This window comes from Marinicella meishanensis (assembly GCF_019931145.1).
Taxonomy (GTDB): Bacteria; Pseudomonadota; Gammaproteobacteria; order Xanthomonadales; family Marinicellaceae; genus Marinicella; species Marinicella meishanensis.
This window is the reverse complement of sequence record NZ_JAIOUV010000004.1, coordinates 177,521-203,775: the sequence shown is the minus strand read 5'-3', so window position 1 is coordinate 203,775 and position 26,255 is coordinate 177,521. Positions and strand designations below refer to the sequence as shown.

Genomic DNA, 26,255 nt, shown 5'->3' with positions numbered 1-26,255 from the left:
AAAAAATTCACCATGTGACCGTCAGGTCACATGGTGTGATTCTTTTCCATTCGTTCGGTTTCCTGTTGCAGACCCGTTTTATCGGTTAAATCAGTCAGTTTATCAGGAGACCCCATGTTAACAATTCATCGTTTTGGCTTTTGGCCCATTGCCCTGTTGTGGGCGGGCATTGCCACATTTTCAGTATCTGCCCAAACCAGTCCCGGTTCAGCGGTCTATCTTGATCAACTGATCGGTGTTCGGGAAGGACAGAATTTAGGTAGCAGTGCCGCCATCAATCCAGCCCAAACACACATGGTCATTGGTTCGCCCAATGAGCACACCATGGGTTTCCTTTCGGGTGCTGCCTATTTATTTGAACACGTCAATGGCTCGTGGACCGAAGTCATGCGGCTGCTGCCACCCACACAGAATATGCAGGGATCTAATGGATTCAAAGTGGCCATCAATGACCAATGGTTGGTGATCTCCAGGCCTAATTTTGCTGAACCAGGCAATGGTCAGGTCTTCATCCATGATTTGTCGGGTCAATTGCTGTACACCTTGTCGGAACCCAGTGCCACGAATGGTTTTGGTGGTGAACTGGCCATGCACGGTAATTCAATCTGGGTGGCCGATGCTTTGGCCAGCAGTACCTCGCCAGGGGGCTTGGTGTGGCGCTATGATTTCCAGCCAAACACCCAATCATGGTTGGCCACATCGATCAGCAACCCCATGCCTCAGTTTGGTGCCCGCTTCGGTCTTAATATCAAAGTCAGTCCCAATGGAGAGCAATTGTTGATCAGTGCCGATTCCCAGGATTTGCCAGGCATCAACAATGCCGGGGTGGTCCACCATTATCAAAAATCCGGCAATCAATGGAACCTGGTCAACACCCTCCAGGCCACGGTACCGCAGGTCAGTGGACACTTTGGCTACACCGCCGCCCTGGGAGATGAACTGATGGCGATGAGTCATGGTTTGATCACCAACCAAGACTTCACCGATGATGCCATTGTGGTGTTTGAAGAAAATCCCAACGGACAATGGGTTCAGACCCAAACATTTGTAGACAATGAGCTGGATGAGCGAATTGGACACGCCATTGCAGTGAATCAAACCCAACTGGTGTTCACCAAACAGCAGGGGACTGCCGACCTGCATCAGCGCCATGGCTTTGATGATTGGTTTCATCAAGAAACCATTGACCCCAACGACTTTGAAACCGGCTTGTCCAACGGCTTTGGACAAGGCGGTTTGCATTTCACGGCTGATGCTTTGGCGGTCAACTATGTCGGTAAAGGTCTGGCCTTGTTGAAACAGCAACAGACGGTTCGTGCTGCAAGCGGTAATGACTGTGCAGGGGCCAACCCAGTTTTGTGTGAGTGGGTGTTGGAAGATTGGGTGAATGGCGATCACATCCAAGACAGTTCGGTGGGTGATCAGTTTGGGGTCAGTGTTGACATCGATGGTGATTGGGCGGTGATTGGAGTCTTTGCCGATGATGACCAAGGGCAAGACGCCGGTGCAGTGTATGTGTATCAGAAGACAGCGGCTTTGTTCCAGGTGCCGCAATGGTTTCCCAAGGTGAAATTGGTCGCCTCAGATGGTGACGCTGGCGATCAATTTGGTCGTTCTGTGGCGATTCACAACCAGCGAATTGTGGTGGGTGCCTACTTGGATGATGTGCCAGGCGAGGGAACAGATGCGGGCAGTGTCTATGTGTTTGAAAACCTCAATGGTCAATGGACCGAAACACAAAAATTGACCAGTGGTGAGGGCTTGGCTGGGGCTGGTGACCGCTTTGGGTTTGCTTTGGATCTGGATGGCAACAGCATGATGGTGGGTGCCTACCGAGATGATGAGAACGGCTTGGATGCCGGCGCGGTCTATGCCCACCAATGGACCGGCACAGAATATCAGTTCATTGAGAAAATCATCGCCAATGATGGCCAGCCTGGCGATGGTTTTGGTTATGCCTTGAGTTTGTCAGGAAACCAGGCTTTGATTGGTGCTTATTTGGCCGATGACATCACCATCGATGCTGGAGCTGCTTACGTGTATGAATGGTTTGTGCCCCCCATCGGTGCCTGGATCGAAACGGATAAGTTATTGCCCTATGGGGTTTTTGTCAATCAAGGGGATGTGTTCGGTGCGGCGGTCAGTTTGGAACAAAACATGGCGGTCATCGGTGCCCCCAAACACGAAGACGCCCCTTTTGCAGATGATGACCGTGGGGCGGTGTTTGTGTATCGGCAAGATGCCATGGGCGATTGGTTGCCGTTACAAAAAATATTCCCCACTGAACAGCCAGCAGGCGCTCAGTTTGGTCGTTCTCTGGACCTGTCTGAAAATGGCTTGTTGGTGGGTGCTTGGTTACAAGATGTGCTCACCAGCAGTGCGCAAATCCTGGCAGAGGCTGGTTCTGCACACCACTATCGATGGGATCAGACTGGCGGGGTGTTGGCCATGGGAGCCTGGGAATTGTCGGCATCCTTGCAGGCTCAATTTCCTGGGTTCCAGGATGCGTTTGGACATGCGGTGGCCCTGGCTGGAGATCAGTTGTTGGTGGGTGAGTATCGGGCAGACATCTTGGCCGAAGACAACCGGGGTCGGGTGTGGGTGTTTGTGGATGACTTGATATTTGCCCATTCATTTTGATGACAATGGGTGCAATTTTTCTTTGGTTGTTCGTTTTTAGGGTGGTGTCCCGTTTTCATGAATATGTTAATCACAGGAGTTATCCATGAAAAATTTCATTGTATTGTTGTTCGTATGGAGCCTCATTATGGGCCAAGCCCAAGCCGGAGCCGATGTGTTGGTGAACCAAGGGGTGGTGTTGGACCTGAACACCATACAAATGCAGGAAGGCAGGTATTTAGGCAACAGTGCGGCCATCAACCCGGCCCAAACCCACATGGTGATCGGTTCTTCAAGAGAGGACACCCAAGGCCATGATTCTGGGGCTGCTTATTTGTTGGAAAACATCAATGGCCAATGGGTCGAAGTGACCCGTTTGCTGCCTCCCTTGCAAGGGCAATTTCAATTCTATGGTCATGATGTGGCGATCAGTGACCAGTGGGTTGCGGTGAGCATGCACCCCAGTTTCAACAGCAGCATCGCAATCAGCCAGGTGTTGATTTATGACTTGAATGGACAATGGCAAGCGACTTTGGAATCCGGGTCTGGTGGTGGCGACAATTTTGGTTCTGACATTGATTTGAAAAACAACACCTTATTGGTTGGTGCGTATGGCAATGATGACATTGAGATCAACAGTGGAGCGGTGCACGTATTTCAATTCAATCCAGCCACCCAACAATGGGACATGACTTTCATTCCACACCCATTCCCCCAACAGTCGGCCTCTTTTGGGCTTGCAGTGGCGTTGAATGAATCAGGCAATTTGGCCTTGGCATCGGCAAGCAGTCACAATGTCAATGGGATCAGCAATGCCGGATCGGCATACCTGTTTGCAGAGAATCAGGGAAGTTGGGATTTGGTCCACTCATTTCAGGCTCCGATGCCTACAGGCAATAAATACTTTGGCTATCGTTTGGCATTGCATGATGAGCTGGCGGCATTCAGTACCGGACGATTGGATTCAGATCCATCCAATGACACGGTTGAAGTTTTTGAGTGGAGTCAATCACCCGGGTGGCAGCACACCCAAACATTACAAGATGTGGGCTTGGACAACTTGTTTGGTTTACAAATGGCGATCAAACCAGGACAACTGGCCGTGAAGCAAAGTGATGGCGTGCAATTATTTTATCAGGATGGTCCTGGTAATTGGTTGACAGGAGAACACATCACACCCTTGGATGTGGGAATCAGTGGTGTCAGTGCCAATGTGGGCCTTTCTGGTATGACTTACATCGGAGATCAACTGATGATGAATCATGTGCAAGATGGGGTCTTGTTGATCAGTCAACAACCCACAACACGCGTAGAAGGTGGCGGCATTTGCCAGTTGCCTGGAGAATGTGATTGGGGTTTTGATGATCTGATCAATCGGTTGGAAATCTCTGACAGCAGTGTGGGTGATCAACTGGGTGTCAGTGTCGATATGTCAGGAAATTTAGCGGTCATTGGTGCCTATTTGGATGACGACAAGGGAGAAAATGCCGGTGCTGTTTATGTGATGGAGTACAAAGCGATAAACCCTTCTCCAAAACAATGGTATGCCAAGGCCAAACTGTATGCCAATGATGGCGCCAGCGGCGATTGGTTTGGCCGTGAAGTGGCCATCGAAGGCAACCGTTTGGTGGTGGGCGCGCCTTTGGCAGACACTTTTGTTGCTGGCGTCAACATCAACGCCCCAGATACAGGTCGTGTTTATGTGTTTGAGGAGGTGGATGGACAATGGGTCGAAATTCAAGCCATCAACAGTAACGAGGAGATAGAAGCCACTGGAGACCGGTTTGGCTTTGCAGTCGATTTGACCGATACCCGCTTGGCCATTGGTGCTTATTTGGATGATGAATCCGATCAAAATGCCGGTGCTGTTTACACCTATGACTGGACTGGTTCTGGCTTTCAAATTGAGGACAAATTGATGCCGGGTGATGCGGTCGCAGGCGATGGCTTTGGTTATGACCTGAGCTTGGATGGCAACCGATTGTTGGTGGGGGCATATTTGCATGACCAATTGGGACAAGACGTGGGTGCCGCCTATGTGTTTGAGCATGTGATCCCTCCGATTGATGGCTGGATAGAACAGCAAAAGTTGCTGCCTGGTGGTCCCACTGTCCATGCCAACGATGTGTTCGGTGCCGCAGTCAGTCTGTCTGGTGACATGGCGGTGGTTGGGGCGCCGAAAAGTGAAAACACGGCGGTGACGGACGATGACCTGGGTGCGGTGTTTGTGTATCGATTTGATGGCGGCGCCGGCCAATGGAATGCGTCGCAAACCCTGCATGCCCGCAATGGTCAACTGGGCGCCCAATTTGGTCGTGCACTCAAAGTGAATGCCGGACGGTTGTTGGTTGGGGCCTGGTTGATGGATTATGAACCACCCAATTCAATCAATACTCCCGATGCTGGCATGGCTCACTTTTATCGCTGGAACCCGGTTGGTGGATTGTTGCAACAAGGGTCTTGGGAATTGGGGGCCGAATTGGTGGCACGCATTTTCAACAATGATGATAACTTTGGGCAATCAGTGGCTATAGATGGCGATTTGTTGTTGGTGGGCGCCCACCGAGACAATGGATTTGATGATTCAGGTTCAGTCACCTCATTCACTGATGACCTGATTTTTTTCAGCGCTTTTGATTGAACCATACCCCGTTTGGCTGATGGCCGAACTTTGGTGGTCAATGTTTGATTGGCCACCCTTTTTTGGGGTTCAGTTGATCGTTAGGGTTGAGGCAGATTCAGCCTGCCGCTTCAATTTAATCATGTATTGGGCCAATTCACTGTCTGCCCCAAAGGCATTGGTCACCGCCGGAATCATCTCGCCTAACATGTTGTTGGCCCGTTTGGGTTGATTGGTTTTGATGTATAACTCACTCAAATTGGTTTGATTGATGTACCACAAAGGGTGTTGTTCGCCCAATGTGTTGGCCAGCGTATCAATCAGCTTCAAATACCGGGCTTCGGCTGCATCATAGCGTTCCAGGGCAGTGAGGTTGTTGGCAATCAAACCCTCAAAATAAAATTGGTTCATGCTGTTTTCACCCAAATGCTCAATCAGGCCAGGCAAATGTTGTCGCAACAATTGCAATGATTCAGTGGCTTGGTTGTTGTCAGCCAAGGACGCCGCGAGGTTGCCTACTTGGCTGAAAAACCGGGGGTGGTTTTCACCAAAAAATTCCCGGGTCTCTTTGACCAGAATGGTCATTTGTTCATGGGCCTCACTGAACAATCCCAACTTGGCATAGGTGATGGCCAGATTGTTGCGCACCACCATGGTGTTGCCATTGGGTCGGTTGTTGGCCTTTTGGAAATAGTCGAGGGCTTTTTTATGGGACTGTTCGGCGGTCGGGTGATTGCCTTGTATGCCTTGTATTTGGCCGAACATGTCATACAATATTCCCAAGTGTTGCCATTGGGTTTTGTTGCTGGGTTCCAGTTGCCACAGTTCGATGGCAAGACGCCCTTCTTGCAAGGCTTGGGCATAGCGATTTTCGGTTTTGGCCACATGCATATTGGCTTGATGTAATTCGGCCCTGATTGCCGGTGGCATGTCTGTCAACAATGGGCTCTGATTGATGGCCGTCAGTAATTGCGTCGCTTGGCTTAATTTGTCTTGATTTAATTGTGGGTCATGCAGTAAAAATTTGACCTGATTGATGTCAATTTGTAACGCCAACATGGGTGACAAGTTGGGTAAATCTTTGGCTGCCATCAGGGTGTTCATGCCAGCGGCAAATTGGCCCAAACTGATTTGACTGTTGGCCAGGGTGGTCATGGCTTTGGCTTTGATGTCGTTGGTGATGACTTGGCTGTGGTGAATGCCATCCATGAATTGATCAATGGCATCGGTCATCAATAAATCTTTGCCATGATTGATGTTAGATGCCGAGGCCAACATGTCCTGCAGCAATTGATTCAATTGATTGGACTCATTCAATGCCAGTTGGGTTCTTTGATTGGCTGCGGACAATTGCTGGTTGCTGAATTGCAAATAGGCAATGAAACTCAATAAGGTCACAGCCAAAGCCCCCATCAACAGGCGTTTTTTCCGCTTCAAGGGGGCTTCTGCAAGTTGGTTTAATTGGGCCCTGATTTGGCCCATGCTGGGCCTTTTCTGTGGCTCCTGGTGCAACATTTGTTGCATCAGTTTCAACCATTTTCTGGGGCCCACAGTGGCCTGATACCGAATGGGTGTGTTGACCTTTTGTTGTAATGACATCAAATCTTTGGCCATGTGGGGGTATGTTCTGTGGTGGCTCAAGAAATAAAAAACCACGCCCAGCGCATAGACATCGCTTTGGATTGACTTTTGGGGTTGTATGAACAGTTCAGGCGCCATGATCAAAGGGGTCGAAGATTGCCATTGGGGGAGTTCAGAGTCGGTATCCAGAACCGAACCAAAATCCATCAAGACCACCCCTTTGTCGGGTTCCAGAATGACATTTTGTGGTTTGATGTCACCATGAATCAAACCTTGGTCATGGATGGATTGCACCGCATCAGCCAGTTGTGTGGCCATGGTCAGTACCCGTGGCCACGTCAGGTCTTTGTCTGGCATTTGATCGATGGTTTGACCGGTCAACAACTCGCTCCAAAAACCGGTGATTTGTGCAAAAGTATTGGCCCCATAAACCGCCATCACGTGGGGGTGCCTGACTTTGGCGATGTGCCTGGCTTCTGCAATGAATTCATTGGCCGACAGCAAACCGCTGTTGTGCGCATTCAAGAATTTAACCGCGACCGATCGGTTTAACAAGGTGTCGTGGGCTTCATAAACCACACCCATGCCACCTTGACCTATGGGCTTATTGATTTGTAAATGCCCCCATTGTTCGCCCGTTTGAATCAACGCGGTTGGGGTGACTTGCTGAAAGGATTTTTTCAATTGGTTGATGATTTGGAAGGGTCGATCGTATGGTGACGCGGTGCCCGCATCAACCAGCTGGCCTGCGGCTGCCAACTCGGCTTTGTTTAATAAGTCATCTTGCATATGGGTCATTCACATCATATGTTCCGCCAGTATCACCAATGCCCTTTTGACCTGCATGCGGGCGGCATCGGCAGACGACTTGTCAGTGGCAGCGGCAATTTCATGGTAGGACATGCCAAACTCAATGCGTAATATGACCGCTTCTTGATTGGCTGGTGGCAGTTTGCTTAAGGCTTTTTCGTAAGCGATGAATTCGTCCAGGTTGATGGCGTCTTGAAACAGGGTTTGTGAATTGTGATAACCATTGTTGCGTTCAGAGTTTTTTGATTTGCGGGCCACATCGCGCACACAATTGATGAAAATGGTCCGTAAATAGGCCAAAAAGGCACCGGGTTTTTTGGCTTGTATTTGATCGACTTTTTGCATGCCTCGAATGAAGGTTTCTTGAACCAAATCTCGGGTTTCCAGCAAGCTCAAATCGGTGTAGGGAATGCGTCCATGAGCCCACTTCAATAACAACGGATAACAATGGGCTGCCAGTTCGTTTTTGGCCGCATCATCGCCCGCATTGATTCTCGATAACAGCACCGCTGTTTCACTCATGGAAGGGGTATTTGAGTTCGGTATGGTGTCTTGCATGAACATATCATAAGCATGGATATCGATCTCTTGCAATCAAATAAAACTAAATTTCATTGTTCGTTTCTGGCTGTTTCAGTCGTTTAAAAATATACCATTAAGCAGAAATATTGTCTGCGAGTTTGCAGCCAATAATTGACCTTTATTTGAACCCGAAACCTGGATACTTTTTATGTCAGAAACCAGCAACCAAAATTCCATTATTGAGCAAATCATACGTCACATCAGTCGGATCAATGGCACCACTGAGCCAGGGTTGGAACCCATGAGCACGATGGCAGATGTTTGTCAGCAAGTTTTACAAGACAACAGCAGGACAATGATAATGGATGTTTTCTGTGATGTGGCTGCGTTGATCAAAGCGCCTCAATTGAGCCATTACCAGATGTTGATGCAGCAGTTAAAAGAGCCGGCCTTGAGGCACATCAAGCACTTGGCCAAAAAGTCACATTTTGCCTGTTTCCGCAATCAGTCTTTGGTGTTCGTCAAATCGATGGTGGATTTAGGCCAATTGAACTGTTTGTCCATCCCCAGTCAGCGATTTGGCAGACACCTGCATCAGTTGCAGGCCCAACTCGGTTTACAGCATTTTGAGTTGATGCAATACCTGAATTTTTTGGATCAGTTGCCCGGTCACGACGCCTTGTGTCAACAAGTCATCACTGTAACCGGATCCGGGCAGGTTCATACCGCTCCTTTGGCCAGGGTGCAAATGGCTTTGGGTGAATTGTTGAGCGAAGCCATGACCGACCATGCCATTGATTTGAGCATCACCCAAATGACACAAGTTTGAATCAGGACTTGACTTGAATGGGACCTTGGTTTTGTGGTTTCTTGCCTTTGACGCCTTCGAAAAAGGCACGGATGATTTGCATGTCGGCTTGGATGTCGCCTGAGGGCATGAACGTGTTGCCCAGACGCACCAGCTTGTTGCCAAAGTCCAAGGTGGCCATGGCGATGGGGACTTTGGCTTTGTGGGCGATGTGGTAAAAGCCGGATTTCCAGTATTCCAGATAGGAGCGGGTGCCCTCTGGTGACATGGCCAGGATCATGTGTTCCCGTTGATTGAACTGATCGACCATTTGATCCACCATGTTCAGGCGTTTTTTGCGGTACACCGGGATGCCGCCCAGGGCCCGGAAAAACCAGCCAAACGGGGAGTCGAACAAGGCCCCTTTGCCGAGGTAATTCAATTTGACTTTTTCGGCAAACTTGACCAGTAAGCCCAGGGGAAAGTCCCAGTTACTGGTGTGCGGAGCCGCAATCAGCATGTATTTTTTCTCGTTGGGCAGATCATTGATGACTTTCCAACCGAGTATTTTAAGGATGAATTTTGAGATCCAGGACATGATCACTCTGCAAATGGTTCGGTGTTGGAGGCCACCATGGTCAGGATGTCATAACCGGCCACCACTTCGCCGTCTTGGTTGCTGGCTTGCAGGTCCCAGCGCACCTCACCATAACCTTTACCGCGGCGGTAAGACTTTTGTTTACAAGTCAGCTGGATGGTGATCAAATCACCGGGATATACCGGTTCAGTGAAGCGCAGGTCATCCAAGCCATAATTGGCCAACACCGGCCCTTCATCGGGGTATACGAACAAACCGGCTGCCATCGACACCAGGAAGTAACCATGGGCCACGCGACCATCAAAAAATGGATTGCGGGCCGCGGCTGCTTCATCCATGTGGGCATAGAAGTGGTCACCAGACAAATCGGCAAATTGTTCGATGTCGGCCAAAGTGATCTCACGGCTGGCGGTGGTGATGGCCTGACCCACTTGCAGCTCTTCGTAATGCAATTTGAAGGGGTGCTGGGGCGGTTCGGTGGTTTGGGCCTTGGGCATGTACTTGTCGGTCAATTTCATCAAGGTAGTGGGTGAACCTTGGATGGCGCTGCGTTGCATGTAATGTTTGACCCCACGGATGCCACCCATTTCTTCGCCACCTCCGGCACGCCCCGGCCCACCATGGATCAGGTGTGGTAAAGGAGATCCATGGCCGGTTGACTCCGCCGCTGAATCGCGGTTGATCAACATCATACGGCCATGGTAACAGGCGGTTTGGTTGACCAGCTCACAGACCGCTTCGTCATCGGCACCGAAGATGGAACCGACCAATGAGCCTTGACCCAAATTGGCCAAGCGCGCGGCGTCTGTCAGGTGTTCATAAGGCATCAGGGTCGACACCGGACCAAAGGCCTCGATGTCATGGGCGGCGTGGTTGTCCAAGGGTTTTTCATTGAGCAACAGCAGTGGGGATATGAAGGCGCCCTGGCGGTCATCGCCGCCAACCACCGCCACCTGGTCAGGATTGCCATACAGCAATTCGCAGGATTGGCGCAATTCGGCGACCCGCTCGCGCACTTCGCGTTGTTGTGCCAGGCTGGCCAATGAGCCCATTTTGACCGCTTCCTGGGCTGGGTCACCGACCACAATCTGTTGCAGTTCTTGGCTGATGGCTGCGGCCACCGCTTCAGTCAGGTTGGCCGGCACAATGGCACGGCGAATGGCGGTACACTTTTGCCCGGATTTGACGGTCATTTCTTTCACCACCTCTTGCACAAAGAAACCAAACTCAGGGGTGTCTGGGTTCGATTCGGGGGTCAGGATGGAGCAGTTCAAGGAATCGGCTTCCATGGTGAAGCGCACCGAGTTGGCGGTGATGTTGGGCTGCGATTTCAAGTATTGACCGGTGCTGGCGGAGCCGGTGAAAGCCACCACATCCTGACAGGTCAACAGATCCAACAGGTTGCCGGTGGAACCACAAATCAACTGCACTGACCCTGCTGGCAAGACCCCCGATTCGATCATGGCTTGAAACATCAACTCGGTCAAATAAGCGGTGTCAGAGGCGGGTTTGACGATGGCCGGGACCCCAGCCAACAAACTGGGTGCCAGTTTTTCCAACATGCCCCAACAAGGGAAGTTGAAGGCATTGATGTGCACCGCCACACCTTGCAAAGTGGTGCAAATGTGTTGGGCCAAAAAGCTGCCATTTTTGGAGATGTGTTCCGGTGGCCCATCCAACAGAATGTGGTGGTCTGGCATTTCCCTGCGGCCCTTGCCTGAATACACAAATAAGGTGCCGATGCCGCCATCTATGTCGATCCATGAATCCAGTTTGGTGGCGCCGGTGGCAGCCGACAACTGATAGAATTCTTTTTTGCGCGAGGTCAGATACAAGGCCAGTTCTTTGAGCATCAAGGCCCGTTCATGAAAGGTCATTTTGGCCAAGTTGGGCAAGCCGGTGGTTTTGGCATAATCCAACATGCCGGCAAAATCCAAACCGGCACTGGAAATTTGCGCGATGGTTTGGCCGGTGAGGGCATGTTGGCAGTCTTTGAAACCGTCGGTGGCGGTGTGCCACTGTCCTTTGGCGTAACTTTTCAGTTGATTCATGGTGTTGTGTTTGGTGATCATGACCACCGGTGGGTGGTGTGGGAAAACCCCTGTGGGTCCAGCCAAACCCAGGCCAGTCATGCGACCGACTCGGTGTCTGTTAGTCACGCAGGATTATACCATGATGGCTTGATTCTGGGTTATGATAGTTGGCGCTTGATCTGTCCGCGCAACGCGGCTTTGACCAACCCATGGGAGTGACATGAAACTGGAAACAGCTGACCAAACCACGCCACTGCACCGCTTCGGGTGCCACCATTGCTGGTGGTGGCTGCTTGTTGTTTTGGTATGGTTGGTGGGTCATGCCCAGGCCCAATCCCCGGATCAAAAGTACGTCAACATCACCCGCTATGATGTGTATGACGGCCTGGCCGGCAACATGGTCACCCACATCGAACAAGATGCCGAGGGCTACATGTGGTTTGCCACCCACAGCGGCTTGAGTCGCTTTGACAGCCAAGCCTTTTTGAATTTCAAACAGGACACCCTGGCCGCTGATGTGTTGCCGGCCAATGAAATATCCCTGATGCATGGCACTGAAACGGACATTTGGTTGAGCCTGAATGAAGTGGGTTTGGCGCGCTATCGCCGGGCCGAGAATCGTTTTGAACTGGTGCCGGTGGGTGAGGGCATCACCAACGGCATTGAGCACCCGGTGGTGTTCGCCATCCATTCTGATCCAGCCGGCAAAGTGTGGATCTTTCAATTTGACCACGGCATTTCGGTGTATGACCCGGCCACCGATCAATTCACCCATTGGCGTCCTGACAACGCCGACTGGTTGACCTCGGTGCGGTTTTTTGATGCGCGCTTGGACCACAATGGCATGCTGTGGGTGGCGACCTTGGAAGGACAAGTGCTGCGCATAGACACCGCCCAGCAAACCGCCATCAGTCACGCCATTGCCTATCCGCTCGAGGATCAGCGCATGGCCCGCATGTATGCCATTGCAGTGGCCCCAGACAACACCGTTTATGCCGCTGGCTACCAAGGCGTTTATCGCTTCAACACCGAACAGCAACAATTCGACTTGTTGATCAGTGCCGAGCACATCGTGGCGTTGATGGGTGAGCGGTTGACGGTGCGCAGCATGACCGCGGATTCGATGGATAACCTGTGGCTGGCCACCCGCCAGGGCTTGATTTTGTTCCGTGACAACCAAATCATCCCATTGAAATTTCTGCTGCGTGGCCAACCGCAGAATCAGCATTTTCACATCCGTTCCATTTTTGAAGACCAACAACAAAACATATGGGTGGCCACCGACACACGGGGGGTGATCAAGCTGAACAATGATTGGGATCAATTTGACATCTACTTGCCATTCACAGACCTGACCCAAATCGACAATTCCATCGACGAGGTGCTCAGTGACCACGCCCTGTTGGAAGATTCTTTTTGGATTCACAACGAAGGGGCCGACAGCCTGAATGTGATCCGTTATCAAAAAGGTCAACTGAAATTGAGCCAGGTTCACACCCAGGAACAACAGCTGCCGACCGCTGTGCTGGATCTGTACCAAGACCAGGATTACCGCCTGTGGGTCAGTGCGGTTTCGGGATTGTTTTACTTTGATCAAGCAGAAAAAATCTTCAAGCAGATCGACAGCGACTTGATTCGCGGTGGGGTGCGGGCCATCCTGGAGCACAGCAGCGCTTTGTACATCACCATCTTTGGCGAGTCGCAGTTGTACCGCTTGAACAAGTTTGACATGGCGGTGACGCAGCCGGCCAGCCAACTGTTGAACGATGTGCTCAATGCTGTGGAACAAGCTGCTGATGGGCGCTATTGGTTGGTCGGCAACCGGGGCTTGGAAGTGTTTGACCCTGCCACCGAAGCCAGTCAGGTGTTGATTGAATCCAATGAAGGGTTTGATGACTTGGCTATGGACCCATCAGGCCCCACCATTTGGCTGTTGGCCAGTGGGCAATTGTTGCGGTATGAGCAACAAGAAGGTTCGCTGTTGGTGCAAGACACCCATCAGATCAACACCCAAATCTCAACCGACTTTGCCGAACACGTGCAGTTGATCGGGCAGCGCTTGTGGCTGACCTCGCAAAATGGGGTGATTGTGATCGACCTGACCAGCGAACAAGTCATTGGCCGCTTGCATGTGGGCAACGGTTTACCCAGCAATGAGGTGGTGGCCATCGAACCTTTGCACGACCAATCGATCATGATCTTCACCAAAGCCGGCATGGTGCAGATCAATGACTTGAATGCCCAAGCGACGCAGGCGCCGGCCAAGCTGGCACCGTTGCAAGTGCGGTTGAATGACCAGCCGCACCCAAGTCAGCAATCCCTGGCTTACAACTACGGCAGTTTGTCCTTTTCATTTCAGTTGCTGTCCTTCACCAACCCCGACAGCCACCAGTACCAATACCGCTTACAAGCCGATGCCCCGTGGGAAGGGGTCAGTGGACAAAACAACCTCACTTTCCACCAACTGCCCACCGGCGAATATCAATTTGCTTTGCGCGCCCGCGATGCCCACAGTGGTTGGACCGAACCCATCAGCCATGACTTCACGGTGGCCGCGGCGCCGTGGAAAACCCGCCAAGCCTATGTGCTGTATGCCTTATCTGGTTTCCTGTTGTTGATAACGGTGTTTTACGTGTTCCGCAAACGCTGGCAGTACAACGCCCGCATTTCCCATGCCACCGAAAAATTGGCCTTTGCCGAAAACCAATTGTCCCTGACCACTTCATTGGTCACGGCCTTGGACACAGAACAGCTGCTGGAAAAAATCAAGCAACAAATCAGCCGCAAAATCAACGTCGATGCGGTTGAAGTGTGCTACTGGAACAGCCAAAACAATTACCAAATTTTCAGTGAACAGGGTTTGTCTACTGCCGATCAAAACAGTTTGGGGGCCCGGGCCATGCGGCTGTATGAATCGGGCACCAACCATGAAATCGACAAAGCACCACCGGGTGAAACCTTGTGGGTGATGTTCAGCCATTCTGATGAACGCTTGGGTTTGGTGAAACTGCACCGCCAACAAGCCAGTTTCAAACGCAGTGACATCTCCTTGGCCCAAGCCTATGCCACCCAATCGTCCCTGGCCCTGGAAAATGCCCGCCTGTTTGAAGCGGTGAATCATTTGGCCGAACAAGCCAATGCGTCGAGCCAAGCCAAAAGCGACTTCTTGGCTCAGGTGTCGCATGAAATCAGGACCCCCATGAATGGCATTTTGGGCATGAACGAATTGTTATTAGACACCGAGCTGAGTGATGAGCAGCGCTTGTATGCCTTGGCCGTGGCCGAGTCGGGGGAACACCTGTTACACATCATCAATGACATCTTGGATTTGTCCAAAATTGAGTCGGGTGAATTGACCCTGGAAATCAGGCCAATCAACTTACTCAAGCTGATGGACCAAATCAGCCAATCCTTTGTGTCCGCCAGCAGCAACAAAAAATTGGTGTTTTGGGTTGATGTGGATCCTCAATTGACGGTGCATCGCCAGGCCGATTCGGTGCGCTTGAAACAGATCATCATGAACCTGTTGAGCAATGCCTTCAAATTCACCCACCGCGGTCAAGTGTCGATCCAGCTCGAAGCCGGCGAGGGAGATGAGGTGGTGCTCAAAGTCAATGACAGTGGCATTGGCATAGAACCAGAAATCCTCAACCGCCTGTTCGACCCATTCACCCAGGCGGACAGTTCAATCACCCGCAAATATGGCGGCACTGGACTGGGTTTGAGCATCGTCAAAAAACTGGTGGAAAAAATGGCTGGGGCGATCGAAGTCATCAGTGAACCCGGCATCGGCACCACCGTGGTGTGCAGCATTCCCATGGCATTGGATGAACCCCATGAGCCCTTGCCCAAATTGCGCAAAACCGTGCAGGTGATCGGTCAAGCCAATCCCCTCAATCAAAGCATGCAACAAGGCTTGATCCACAATTTGGCCTTGTTTGGCATCGATGCATTGACTGCCGATGCCGAGTTCTCGGCACAAGTGAATGCCTTGTTGGTGGTGGTTGATGAGGCCCAGGCATTGCCTGAAAGCGTGGTTGAAGCCGTTAGGGTGGCCAACCGTGAGTTGGTGCCGGTTTATCTGTTCAAGCCCAACCACCTGAAACTGGAGCGGTTGGCTGGGGCCCACAAAGTGATCGATTTGCCCTGTGGCTTGGATGCCTTGCGGCAATTGTTTGCCAGCAAAGTTGAGCCGCTGTATTGTGCGGTGGATGGGGAGTCCGGACCCGCCCGGTCATTGCATTTGTTGGTGGTGGAAGACAACCCGATCAACCAGCAGCTGTTGCTGGAACTGTTGGAAAAAGAAGGGCATGTGGTGGACATTTTTGATGACGCCCACCAGGCTTTGGCCGGCATCAGCAACATCCGCTATGATTTGCTGTTGGTGGATTATCATTTGCCGGACTTAACCGGCATTGAATTCATCAAAGCCTGTCGCGATGCCGGGGTCACCAGCAAATCGGTGATCATGAGTGCCGACATTTCCAAAGAGTTGCACGAACTGTGCCAAGCCCATGGCATCGATCAATTGATCACCAAGCCATTTAAATTGTCCGACTTGGTGGCTGTGATAAATCAGTCTTGAAACGGCTGCAGGGGTTTGGTTTTAGGCGGTTTTGTTGGATTTGTTCAATTTGCCATTGATGTCATTCAAGGCGTCATTCAATTTTTTCACCAACAGGTCCTTCTTCTCAGGGTCAACATACTTGGACTCAAAGGCGGTTTGGGTTTTGACGATCAAGTCATCGAAATTTTTGCCTTCCCACTCCAGCGGTTTCATGCTGTCCTTTTTGGCGTCGTCAAACAAGCCAATCCACTTTTCAGACAAGCGGCCGTAACTGAGGATGCGGTACATGTAGCGACCGGGTTGTTCGCGGTGGGCCAACAAACCAATCAAAGCGGCGAAGAAGCACAACGGCATCAAAGCCAAATCACGCAAGCCGTCAACAATCAGTTTGAGTTGTAAGACGATGGTGTCTCGCACCACTTCGGTTCTTGAATTGGGATTTTCGGTTGGTTCCATGCGCTTATCCGGCTGAATTTGACTTAATTATTTTAGCGCACAAGGGGCCCTGAAATGAATAGGTCTTTGGTCATTCAAAGTCATGCCTTGGTTTGAACTGCTTAATTTGATGAAAGCAAAATCTCAAGTTGGCAGCGCACTTCGACAAGCTCAGTGACCTTTCTTTGAATGTCATTCCGAGCGCAACGCAGTGAAGCCGAGGAATCTCCAGTGGCAAGAGCAAGGCTTGTGTTCATTCGATCGCGCAAGTTGATTACAGTTGAATATCAAACGGCTTCAGGCGGTCAGTGGTCAGGTCATAGGTGCTGTATGTGGTTTGTCCGTTGTTGTGATGTTTGATCAGCAACAAGTTGTCGTTGATGACTTCAAATGAATGGATGTTGTCGGTGATTGGTTTGAGGTTGCGGCCATCCAGGTTTGAAATGAACAAGTCTTTTTGATCAGCATCCGACAAAAAACCATCTTGGTTGGTGTCCGCTTTGACGATCTGGTAAACGTGTTTGCTGAGCAAAAACCCGTACGCCGAACGATGCCCATGTCGGCTGGCCAAGAATTGCTGTTTCTCATCTTGAGTGACCAATAAATATTCGTCAATAAAGACATCTTGTTCAAACAGCTTCCTGGATTGATTTTCCGGTGCAACGAACAACAAATTGACCGTGGCAGGCGAGGAGCCTGATGCGCCAGAAAACATGTTCAAATGATTGATGTGATCGTCTTGATCTTGTCGCACAATCTGAGTGGCATTCAAGGCAAACACATGCAGGTCTTGAATCATGGCCACATGGGTCAACTGATATTCAATGTCGGTGGGTTGTTTGGGGTCATCATGTGTTTGCGTGATTTCCACTTTGGGCGCTTCATAGGAGTCCCAAAAAAGTTCTTTTTTAAGTTGGAAGCCAAGCATGACCAGCAGCACACACGATGCCAGAAAGAACATGATGTGGTTGGCTTTGATGATTTTATCGATCATAGGACACTCCTGTCACTGAGTTGTCGTTGCAGTCAACTGGCAGACTGGGGTTGTAAGGATTGCACAAAAATTTCTGCCACTGCCTCAAAAAAATCTTTTTCAGCTTGACCAAAGCGGTTTTTCACCGGGCTGTCGACATCCAGCACGCCGCTAATTTTTGGGGTGTAGAACGGCACCACGATTTCTGATTCTGAGGCGGCATCACAGGCCACATGGCCGGCGAATTGGTGCACGTCAGCCACCACTTCGGTGGCGCGGTTGGCAAAGGCGGTGCCACACACCCCTTGGCCAATGGTCAGGCGGGTGCAGGCCGGTTGGCCGTGGAACGGTCCCAACACCAATTCATCGCCTTGTTGGTAGTAAAAGCCCAGCCAATTGACTTGCTCCAGGTTGTGGTACAAAAAGGCCGACAGGTTGGCGGCATTGGCCTGCAAGTCATGTTCGCCCGACAACAGGGCATCGAGCTGTTTCAACAGCAACGGATAGGCTTCGCTCATGGTGAAATCCCAACAAAAAAAAACAACATGGGGCTGCCCAGGCCCATATCAAGCCTGGGCGCCCCTGGTTTTGTGGTTTGGCGTTACTTTTCTTTCAGCAGATCGCGGATTTCTGCCAACAAGACTTCTTCGTTGGAAGGCTTGGGTGGTTCAGCGGGTGCTTCTTCTTCCTTCTTCTTCAGATTGTTCATGAATTTAACCATCATGAACACGGCAAAGGCGATGATCAGAAAATCAATGGTGGTTTGTAAAAACGCCCCCCATTGCAAGGTCACCGCTTCGGCCCCATCGGTGGCCTCTTTCAGGGTGTAGGCCAAGTCGGAAAAGTCCACCCCGCCGATCAACAGGCCCAATGGTGGCATCATCACGCCGTTGACAAAAGCCGAAACGATTTTACCGAAAGCGGCACCGATGATGATGCCCACGGCCATGTCCATGACATTGCCTTTGACGGCAAATTTTTTGAATTCAGTCATCATACCCATGTTGTACTCCTCTTTAATTGAATGAAAGTTCAATGATTGTAAACAAAATCAGGTACTTATGGCAAAAACAATGTGAACAAACGCAAACAGGCCGGTCAATGACCGGCCTGTTGCTTACTTGGTGGCGACTGTTTACAAGGAGTAATACATGTCGAACTCAGCGGGGTGGGTGCTCATGCGGATGCGATCCACCTCGGCTTGTTTCAACTCCAGGAAGCCATCGATCACGTCATCGGTGAACACGCCGCCGGCTTTCAAGAAGTCGCGGTCTTGGTCCAAAGCTTCCAAGGCTTGATCCAGAGAATGACACACAGTTGGGATGCTCTTGGCTTCCTCAGGTGGCAAGTCATACAAGTCTTTGTCCATGGCCGAACCTGGGTCGATCTTGTTCTTGATGCCGTCCAAGCCGGCCATCATCATGGCGGCAAACATCAAATAGGGGTTGGCCATGGGGTCACCAAAACGCACCTCAATGCGGCGGGCTTTCGGGTTGTTGACAAACGGAATGCGGATTGAGGCCGAACGGTTGCGGGCTGAGTAAGCCAACATCACCGGGGCTTCGAATCCAGGTACCAAGCGCTTGTAAGAGTTGGTTGACGCGTTGGCAAAGGCATTCAAGGCACGGGCGTGTTTGAAGATGCCACCGATGTAGTGCAGGGCGGTTTCTGACAAACCGCCGTAACCGTCACCCATGAACAGGTTGGTGCCGCCTTTGGCCAGGGATTGGTGCACATGCATGCCACTGCCGTTGTCGCCAACGATGGGCTTGGGCATGAAAGTGGCGGTGTAGCCATAGTCATGGGCCACGTTGTGCACGGCGTATTTCATTTTCAACACTTCGTCGGCTTTGGCCACCAAGGTGTTGAATTTGGCGCCGATCTCACATTGGCCGGCGGTGCCCACTTCGTGGTGGTGAACTTCAATTTCCAGGCCCATGTCTTGCATCACTTTGCACATGGCAGAGCGCAAATCATTCAGTGAATCAACCGGTGGCACGGGGAAATAACCGCCTTTGACGCGGGGTCGGTGTCCGGGGTTTTCTTTGGCGTCGGCACCCGATTCCCAGGCCCCCTCGCGTGAATAGATCTCATAGCGACAATCGTTGGCATCGGTTTTCCAGCTGACACCGTCGAACACGAAGAACTCTGGCTCCGGGCCAAAGAAAGCGGTGTCGGCAATGCCGGATTGTTGCAGGTAAGCCTCGGCACGTTTGGCGATCGAACGGGGATCGCGCTCGTAACCTTGCATGGTGTTGGGTTCCAAAATATCGCAACGGATCACCAAGGTGGGGTACTGGCTGAAGGGGTCGATGAACGCGGTGTCGGGCTCGGGCATCAGCACCATGTCTGATTCATTGATGCCTTTCCAGCCGTTGATCGATGAGCCGTCAAACATTTTGCCGTCTTCAAACAAGTCTTCATTCACTTGTGAAACAGGCAGGGTCACGTGGTGTTCTTTGCCGGCGGTGTCACAAAAACGCAGATCGACAAAATCGATGTTTTCGTCTTCTATGATTTGAAAAATTTTATTGCTCATCGGTATTCCTGGGTGTTTTGGATTAAGCGCGTATTTTATGTAGGTCTGGGGGCAAAAAACATACGCAATTCTGCGTGGATGTGGGGCGCAATACGGGTTATGATGGTTGCTTTTCAGACCCTTGTTGTCATGCGCACAAAATTCATCCTTTGGGGCCTGTTGTTGAGCGGGTTGTCACCGTTGTTGTGGGCCCAAGCCAGTGACGAGACCGAAGTCATTGAGGCCAACGAGTCGGCCGCGACCACCTGGGTCGACACCGAACAGGCCATCAGTGTCGAACAAACCGTCTCAGACCAAGCCATCGAACAGCGCTTCACCCGGATTTTGCAGGTCAGTCAACGGGTCGATGAAGCCCAAGTTGAGGTCACCGAAGGGGTGTTGGTGCTGCGTGGGAAAGTGGCCAGTGAGGCCGATCGCAAATGGGTGGAAGCGGCTGCCAACCGCACCGAAGGGGTGATCGCCGTGGTCAACAACATCAGCGTGCGGGCGCAGGACCAATGGGATTTGGAGCCGGCCGTGACCGAAGCGGTTTCCTTGTATCAGCGCCTGCTGCAGGCCATGCCCAAAATCACCATCGCCCTGATCATTTTGTTGCTCACTTGGTTGGTGGCCAAACTGGCTTTTTCGCTGGGCAACAAGGTCTTGAGCAAGCGGGTCAACAACGTCTTCGTGCGGCGCCTCAGTGCCCGTTTGTTTGCCTTGCCGGTGGTGGTCATTGGTATCTACTTGGTGCTGAAAATGACTGGCCTGACCAACTTGGCCATGACCGTGATTGGCGGTACCGGCTTGTTGGGTTTGGTCATTGGCATCGCGTTCAAGGACATCGCAGAAAACTTTTTGGCCAGCATTTTGATCAGCATCCAGCGACCATTCAAAATCGGTGATTACATCCGCGTCGATGGGCACCAGGGCGTGGTGCAAAGTGTGACCACCCGCGGCACGGTGATCATGACTTTGGAAGGCAATCACATCCACATTCCCAACGCCATCATCTACAAAAACACCATCGTCAATGTCACGGCCAACCCCAACATCCGCAAGCAATTCATGGTCGGCATTGGCTATGACGACCCCATCACCCAAGCCCAAGAAATTGCCTTGCAGGTGTTGAGTCAACACCCGGCGGTGTTGAACGATCCAGAACCCCAGGTGTTGGTGGATAATTTGGGCGCGGCCACGGTCAATTTGAAGGTGTTGTTTTGGGTCAATGGCGAAGAAAACAGCGCCTCAAAAGTCAAATCAGCGGTCATTCGTTTGATCAAAAGGGCCTATGATGAAGCGGCCATTTCGATGCCGGATGAGGCCCGAGAAGTGGTGTTTCCAGAAGGCATTCACATCACCCAAGAGCCACCCAAAGAGGCGGTCAAAGCGGTGCCAGCAAAGCCGGCTGAACCCAGCACCAGTCAAGTGGAGGCCGACCTGTCCAATGACGTGGATGAGATCCGCAAGCAGTCAGCCGAAAACCAGCTTCAAGACGATGCCAACAACCTGATTAAGGACGGCTAGGCGGCGGTGGTGCGGCGGCTGCTCGGTGTTTGCTTGTTGGGTTGGGCCATGGTCTCAGCGGCTGAACCACTGCGCCTGGCGGTGGCCAGCAATTTCGTCACCACCGTGCAAGAGCTGACCCAAGCTTTCAGCGAAACCACCGGTCATGCGGTGTTGATCAGCAGCGGTTCCACCGGCCAGCTGTATGCCCAAATCAAACAAGGGGCGCCGCATGATGTGTTCCTGGCCGCTGACCTAAAGCGGCCGCAATGGTTGGTGGATGAAGGGCTGGCGGTTGGGCTGGAAGTCTATGCCATCGGCACCTTACAGCTGTATGTGCGAGAAGCCCCCGAGGGTGGCTGTGAAACCTGGCTGAGCAGCCAGTCCGAAGGGTTTTTGGCCGTGGCCAACCCAGCGCTGGCGCCTTATGGTCATGCGGCCCAAGCCTTCTTGCAAAACCAAGGCCATTGGTCGCGATGGCAAGAGCGCCTGGTGATGGGCGAAAACATCGCGCAAGCCAGTCATTTTGTGGCCTCAGGCGCTGCCGCTGCGGGCTTGTTGGCCGCCGCCACGGTGCGTTTGATGCCTCCGGTTCAAGGCAGTTGCCAGTGGACTTTGCCGCCCCAGTCACACCCGCCCATCGAACAAGCGGTGGTCACCCTCAAACGCAGTCAAAACCCCGAGGCTGTGGCGGCGTTTCGTCGATTTCTGCGCTCAAAGCCGGCCTTGGAAATCATCCGGGCGCACGGTTATCGCAGCGGAGCGCTTGATGCTTGACTGGCCGGATATGACCGCCTTGTGGTTGTCGTTGAAATTGGCTGGCGTCACCACGCTGTTGTTGCTGTTGGTTTCGATTCCATTGGCCTGGTGGTTGTCGCAAACCCGCAGCCGCCTGAAACCAGTCATCGAAGCTTTGGTGGCTTTGCCGATTGTGTTGCCACCGACGGTGATTGGCTTTTATTTGCTCTTGTTCCTGGGCCCAGAAGGTTGGTTGGGGGCGTTTTGGGTCAAACTGACCGGTCAGGCTTTGACCTTCACTTTTTCCGGCTTGGTGTTGGCTTCCATGGTTTACAGCCTGCCCTTTGTGGTGCAGCCGTTGCAAAATGCGTTTGAGGCGACCCACCCGCGATTTCGTGAGGTGGCCCTGACCTTGGGTGCCAAACCCATGGACGCGTTTTTTACCGTTGTCATGCCATTGGCCAAACGGGGCTTGTTGACCGCGGCGGTGTTGGGCTTTGCCCACACCCTGGGTGAATTTGGTGTGGTGTTGATGGTTGGTGGCAACATCCCGGGCGAAACCAAGGTCATCGCCATTGAGATTTACAACCAAGTGGAGATGTTGAATTACAGCCAAGCCCATGTGCTCTCAGCCTTGTTGTTGGTCTTGGCCTTCCTCATGATCTTTGCTTTGTACTTCATCAACCACCAAGGCCAGCATCGGAGATCGGCCCATGACTGAATCCCAGCCATCACACATCCGCATGCAACGCGGTGCCTTCAACCTGGATGTGAAATGCCCGCTGCCAAGCACGGGGGTGATGGGCATTTGGGGGCCATCCGGCTCCGGCAAAACCACCGTGTTGCGGGCGCTGGCGGGTCTGGACCGGCACCCCGGTTCGCGGGTGCAAATCCACCAACAGCTGATGCAAGATGACCGCTTGTTTGTGCCACCCCACCGGCGTGAACTGGCCTGTGTGTTTCAAGATCAACAACTGTTTCCGCACCTGAACATCCGCCAAAACCTGCAATATGCGCAGCAACGGCGGGTGTCGCGAACCGTGGCGATCAGTTGGCAGCAGGTGGTGGCGGTGTTTGATCTGCAGCCCTTGTTGGCGCGTCAGCCCAGGCAATTGTCTGGTGGCGAGCAACAACGGGTGGCCCTGGCCCGCGCGGTGTTGCGCCAACCGCGCTTGTTGTTGCTGGATGAACCGATGGCGTCCTTGGATCATGACAACAAACAAAAACTGCTGCCCTATTTGCGTCAATTGAACACTGAATTTGGCTTGCCCATGGTCTACGTCAGCCACCAATTGGAGGAGTTGTTGGCCTTGGCCGATGAGCTGTTGGTGCTGCACCAGGGTCAAGTGGTCTTCCAAGGGCCGATCAACCCAGCGATGTTGGTCGCGGCCACCGGTTTGCCGGATCACCCCCAAGCGGCAGCCGTGTTACAGGGCTCGGTGACCGGTACCGATGATGAACATGGTTTGTTGCAATTGACCACCCCCGGCGGCCTGGTGTTTTGGGTCAAGGGCCAACAAGCACTGGGCACACAGCACCGATTGATCATTGCGGCCAATGATGTGGTCTTGTCCTTACAGGGCCCCGTGCAGAGCAGTGTGTTGAATGTATTGTGCCTGACAGTGACGGCGGTGCTGCCAACCACAGGGCATGATTGTCTGGTGCGCCTGGGTACGGGCTCCGAACAAATCCTGTCACGCATCTCAGAGCGCTCCCAACACGCCTTGGGTCTGACCCCAGGACAAAGCGTTTACGCCCAGATCAAAGCCCAGGCGGTGCGGTCACTGCAATGAGCCCGCTGCCTGAGCAGCCAGCGTCAAAGGATGTTCAACAAATCAAAAGCCGATTTGCCTGCGTATTTCGCTTGGGTACCTAATTGCTCTTCGATGCGCAACAATTGGTTGTACTTGGCGATGCGGTCTGAACGACACAATGAGCCGGTTTTGATTTGGGTGGCGGAGGTGGCCACCGACAAGTCGGCAATGGTGTGGTCTTCGGTTTCGCCTGAACGGTGAGAAATCACCGCGGTGTAACCGGAACGGTGAGCCAGGTCGATGGCTTCCAGGGTTTCGGTCAGGGTGCCGATTTGGTTGAATTTAATCAGGATGGAGTTGGCGATCTGGCGCTCGATGCCCTCTTTGAAAATGGACGTGTTGGTCACGAACAGGTCATCACCCACCAGCTGCACTTTATTGCCGAGCCGGGCGGTCAGGTGCTGCCAGCCGTCCCAATCGGCTTCATCCAGGCCATCCTCGATGCTGATGATCGGGTATTGGTCCACCCAAGAGGCCAAAAACTCGGTGAATTGGGCCGAATCCAGTTGTTTGTTTTCACCGGTCAAATGGTACAGGCCATCGCGGTGGAATTCGGAGGAGGCCACATCCAAACCCAAATAGACCTGATCACCGATGCGGTAGCCGGCTTGGTGCACGGCTTCCAAGATGGTGTCCACCGCCTCCACATTGGAGCGCAGGTTGGGGGCAAAGCCGCCTTCATCGCCGACGGCCGTCGACAGGCCTTTGCTTTTCAATACTTTGGCCAGGGCGTGGAACACCTCGGTGCCACAGCGGAGCGCTTCGGAAAAAGAATCAAAGCCGGTGGGCAGCACCATGAATTCTTGCACGTCGACGTTGTTGTCGGCATGGGCGCCGCCATTGATGATGTTCATCATTGGCACTGGCAACACGAATTGATCGACCGTGGCAATGCTTTGGTACAAGGGCACCCGCTGTTCGTTGGCCACCGCATGGGCATTGGCCAGGGAAATGCCGAGTAAGGCGTTGGCGCCCAGTTGGCCTTTGTTGTCGCTGCCATCCAAGTCAATCATTTTGCGGTCCAAACCGGCTTGGTCGCCCGCATCAAAACCGCGTAAAGCATCGGCCAGGGTGGTGTTGACGTTGGCCACGGCTTGTTGCACGCCTTTGCCCAGGTAGCGGCTGGTATCACCGTCACGCAACTCAATGGCTTCACGGGCGCCGGTGGAAGCGCCTGAGGGCACCATGGCCCGGCCAAAGGCGCCGGACTCCAGGGTCACCTCGGCCTCCAATGTGGGGTTACCGCGAGAATCCAGGACTTCCCTGGCGTGGATGTGCTTAATTCCAGTCATTGCTTTGTTCCTGTAGGGGTTTGGATTTGATGGTTTGGTCAATGATTTTCAGGGTTTCCAACAAGCCGGCCATTTGGCTCAGTTTGACCGCATTGGGGCCGTCGCTTTTGGCGTTGGCTGGATCGGGGTGGGTTTCCATGAACAGGCCTGAAATACCCACCGCGGTGGCGGCGCGGGCCAACACCGGCACGTGTTCTCTTTGGCCTCCGGAAGTACCGCCTTGGCCACCAGGCAGTTGCACCGAATGGGTGGCATCAAACACCACCGGACAGCCGGTTTCACGCATCACGGCCAGTGAACGCATGTCAGAGACCAGGTTGTTGTAACCAAAACTGGCGCCGCGTTCGCAGACCATGATTTGTTGGTTGCCAGTGGACAGGGCTTTTTCCACCACATTTTTCATGTCCCACGGGGCCATGAACTGCCCTTTTTTGATGTTCACCGGTTTACCCGCACGACACACGCGCAGGATGAAGTTGGTTTGGCGGGCCAAAAATGCCGGTGTTTGTAACACATCCACCACCTCGGCCACTTCTTCAATCGGTGAGTCGTCATGCACGTCGGTGATCACCGGCACGCCGACTTGTTTTTGCACTTCAGCCAAAATGTTCAGACCGGCTTCCATGCCCAAGCCGCGGAATGATTTCAGTGAGGTGCGGTTGGCTTTGTCGAACGATGATTTGAAGATGAACGGGATGCCCAAACCGTCGGTGATTTCTTTCAAGTGCCCAGCGGTGTCGACGGCCAGTTGTTCTGACTCAATCACGCAGGGACCAGCGATCAGAAAAAAGGGTTGGTCCAGACCGGCTTCAAAATGACATATTTTCATGGTTGTCTCGGTT

At 52.4% G+C, this 26,255-nt stretch carries 19 protein-coding genes; 8 read left to right on the top strand and 11 right to left on the bottom strand.

Translation table 11 applies throughout. The features are described from left to right. The first annotated feature begins 114 nt into the window (after positions 1-114). Together K7G70_RS08060 and K7G70_RS08055 are read left to right on the top strand one after the other, a co-directional pair. Positions 115-2,640, top strand: coding sequence for an FG-GAP repeat protein (locus K7G70_RS08060; RefSeq protein ID WP_223788109.1), 2,526 nt, complete (start codon positions 115-117; stop codon positions 2,638-2,640). An 85-nt stretch (positions 2,641-2,725) separates the two neighbouring features. Next, a complete protein-coding gene (locus tag K7G70_RS08055; RefSeq protein ID WP_223788108.1) occupies positions 2,726-5,260 on the top strand; it encodes an FG-GAP repeat protein in 2,535 nt (844 codons plus the stop codon). A gap of 69 nt (positions 5,261-5,329) precedes the next feature. On the opposite strand, the gene K7G70_RS08050 is transcribed toward K7G70_RS08055, so the two are convergent. Together K7G70_RS08050 and K7G70_RS08045 are read right to left on the bottom strand one after the other, a co-directional pair. Further along, entirely contained in the window at positions 5,330-7,609 is a 2,280-nt protein-coding gene (locus tag K7G70_RS08050; protein ID WP_223788107.1) for a serine/threonine-protein kinase, read from the bottom strand. A 9-nt stretch (positions 7,610-7,618) separates the two neighbouring features. Next, on the bottom strand, positions 7,619-8,188 hold the full coding sequence (locus K7G70_RS08045; RefSeq protein ID WP_223788106.1) for an RNA polymerase sigma factor: 570 nt from the start codon (positions 8,186-8,188) through the stop codon (positions 7,619-7,621). Positions 8,189-8,513: 325 nt separating this feature from the next. On the opposite strand from K7G70_RS08045, the gene K7G70_RS08040 reads away from it, so the two are divergent. Beyond that, positions 8,514-8,981, top strand: coding sequence for a hypothetical protein (locus tag K7G70_RS08040; RefSeq protein ID WP_223788105.1), 468 nt, complete (start codon positions 8,514-8,516; stop codon positions 8,979-8,981). A 1-nt stretch (position 8,982) separates the two neighbouring features. Here the strand turns inward: K7G70_RS08040 and K7G70_RS08035 are convergent, their stop codons facing one another. Further along, on the bottom strand, positions 8,983-9,537 hold the full coding sequence (locus tag K7G70_RS08035) for a lysophospholipid acyltransferase family protein (protein WP_223788104.1): 555 nt from the start codon (positions 9,535-9,537) through the stop codon (positions 8,983-8,985). A 2-nt stretch (positions 9,538-9,539) separates the two neighbouring features. After that, the gene (gene paaZ, locus K7G70_RS08030; protein WP_348525072.1) at positions 9,540-11,669 is read right to left on the bottom strand and encodes a phenylacetic acid degradation bifunctional protein PaaZ; all 2,130 of its coding nucleotides are present in this window, start codon (positions 11,667-11,669) and stop codon (positions 9,540-9,542) included. Between the two features lie 121 nt (positions 11,670-11,790). Here paaZ and K7G70_RS08025 point away from each other — a divergent pair, with 121 nt between their 5' ends. Beyond that, entirely contained in the window at positions 11,791-16,155 is a 4,365-nt protein-coding gene (locus K7G70_RS08025) for an ATP-binding protein (RefSeq protein ID WP_223788103.1), read from the top strand. 21 nt (positions 16,156-16,176) lie between these two features. On the opposite strand, the gene K7G70_RS08020 is transcribed toward K7G70_RS08025, so the two are convergent. From K7G70_RS08020 to glnA, 5 genes are all read right to left on the bottom strand, one after another. After that, complete coding sequence (locus tag K7G70_RS08020) at positions 16,177-16,593, bottom strand: hypothetical protein (RefSeq protein ID WP_223788102.1); 417 nt, start codon at positions 16,591-16,593, stop codon at positions 16,177-16,179. Between the two features lie 253 nt (positions 16,594-16,846). Further along, positions 16,847-17,566: a hypothetical protein gene (locus K7G70_RS08015; protein WP_223788101.1), complete on the bottom strand. Its 720-nt coding sequence runs from the start codon at positions 17,564-17,566 to the stop codon at positions 16,847-16,849. Positions 17,567-17,598: 32 nt separating this feature from the next. Further along, positions 17,599-18,063 (bottom strand): GAF domain-containing protein, encoded by a 465-nt coding sequence (locus K7G70_RS08010; RefSeq protein WP_223788100.1) that lies wholly within the window; start codon positions 18,061-18,063, stop codon positions 17,599-17,601. Positions 18,064-18,146: 83 nt separating this feature from the next. Then, entirely contained in the window at positions 18,147-18,548 is a 402-nt protein-coding gene (gene mscL / locus K7G70_RS08005) for a large-conductance mechanosensitive channel protein MscL (RefSeq protein WP_223788099.1), read from the bottom strand. A 132-nt stretch (positions 18,549-18,680) separates the two neighbouring features. Beyond that, positions 18,681-20,084 (bottom strand): type I glutamate--ammonia ligase, encoded by a 1,404-nt coding sequence (glnA, locus tag K7G70_RS08000; protein WP_223788098.1) that lies wholly within the window; start codon positions 20,082-20,084, stop codon positions 18,681-18,683. Between the two features lie 129 nt (positions 20,085-20,213). On the opposite strand from glnA, the gene K7G70_RS07995 reads away from it, so the two are divergent. From K7G70_RS07995 to modC, 4 genes are read left to right on the top strand one after another with little or no spacing between them, the layout of a single operon-like run. Then, positions 20,214-21,590 (top strand): mechanosensitive ion channel family protein, encoded by a 1,377-nt coding sequence (locus K7G70_RS07995; RefSeq protein ID WP_223788097.1) that lies wholly within the window; start codon positions 20,214-20,216, stop codon positions 21,588-21,590. 9 nt (positions 21,591-21,599) lie between these two features. Then, a complete protein-coding gene (gene modA, locus K7G70_RS07990; protein ID WP_223788096.1) occupies positions 21,600-22,346 on the top strand; it encodes a molybdate ABC transporter substrate-binding protein in 747 nt (248 codons plus the stop codon). After that, entirely contained in the window at positions 22,339-23,028 is a 690-nt protein-coding gene (modB, locus tag K7G70_RS07985; protein WP_223788095.1) for a molybdate ABC transporter permease subunit, read from the top strand. Before modA ends, modB begins: the two co-directional genes overlap by 8 nt. Then, complete coding sequence (gene modC, locus K7G70_RS07980; protein WP_223788094.1) at positions 23,021-24,100, top strand: molybdenum ABC transporter ATP-binding protein; 1,080 nt, start codon at positions 23,021-23,023, stop codon at positions 24,098-24,100. The genes modB and modC overlap by 8 nt, the downstream gene beginning before the upstream one ends. Positions 24,101-24,123: 23 nt before the next feature. On the opposite strand, the gene eno is transcribed toward modC, so the two are convergent. After that, complete coding sequence (eno, locus tag K7G70_RS07975) at positions 24,124-25,413, bottom strand: phosphopyruvate hydratase (RefSeq protein WP_223788093.1); 1,290 nt, start codon at positions 25,411-25,413, stop codon at positions 24,124-24,126. Beyond that, on the bottom strand, positions 25,400-26,242 hold the full coding sequence (gene kdsA, locus K7G70_RS07970; RefSeq protein ID WP_223788092.1) for a 3-deoxy-8-phosphooctulonate synthase: 843 nt from the start codon (positions 26,240-26,242) through the stop codon (positions 25,400-25,402). Before kdsA ends, eno begins: the two co-directional genes overlap by 14 nt. Positions 26,243-26,255 lie beyond the last annotated feature (13 nt).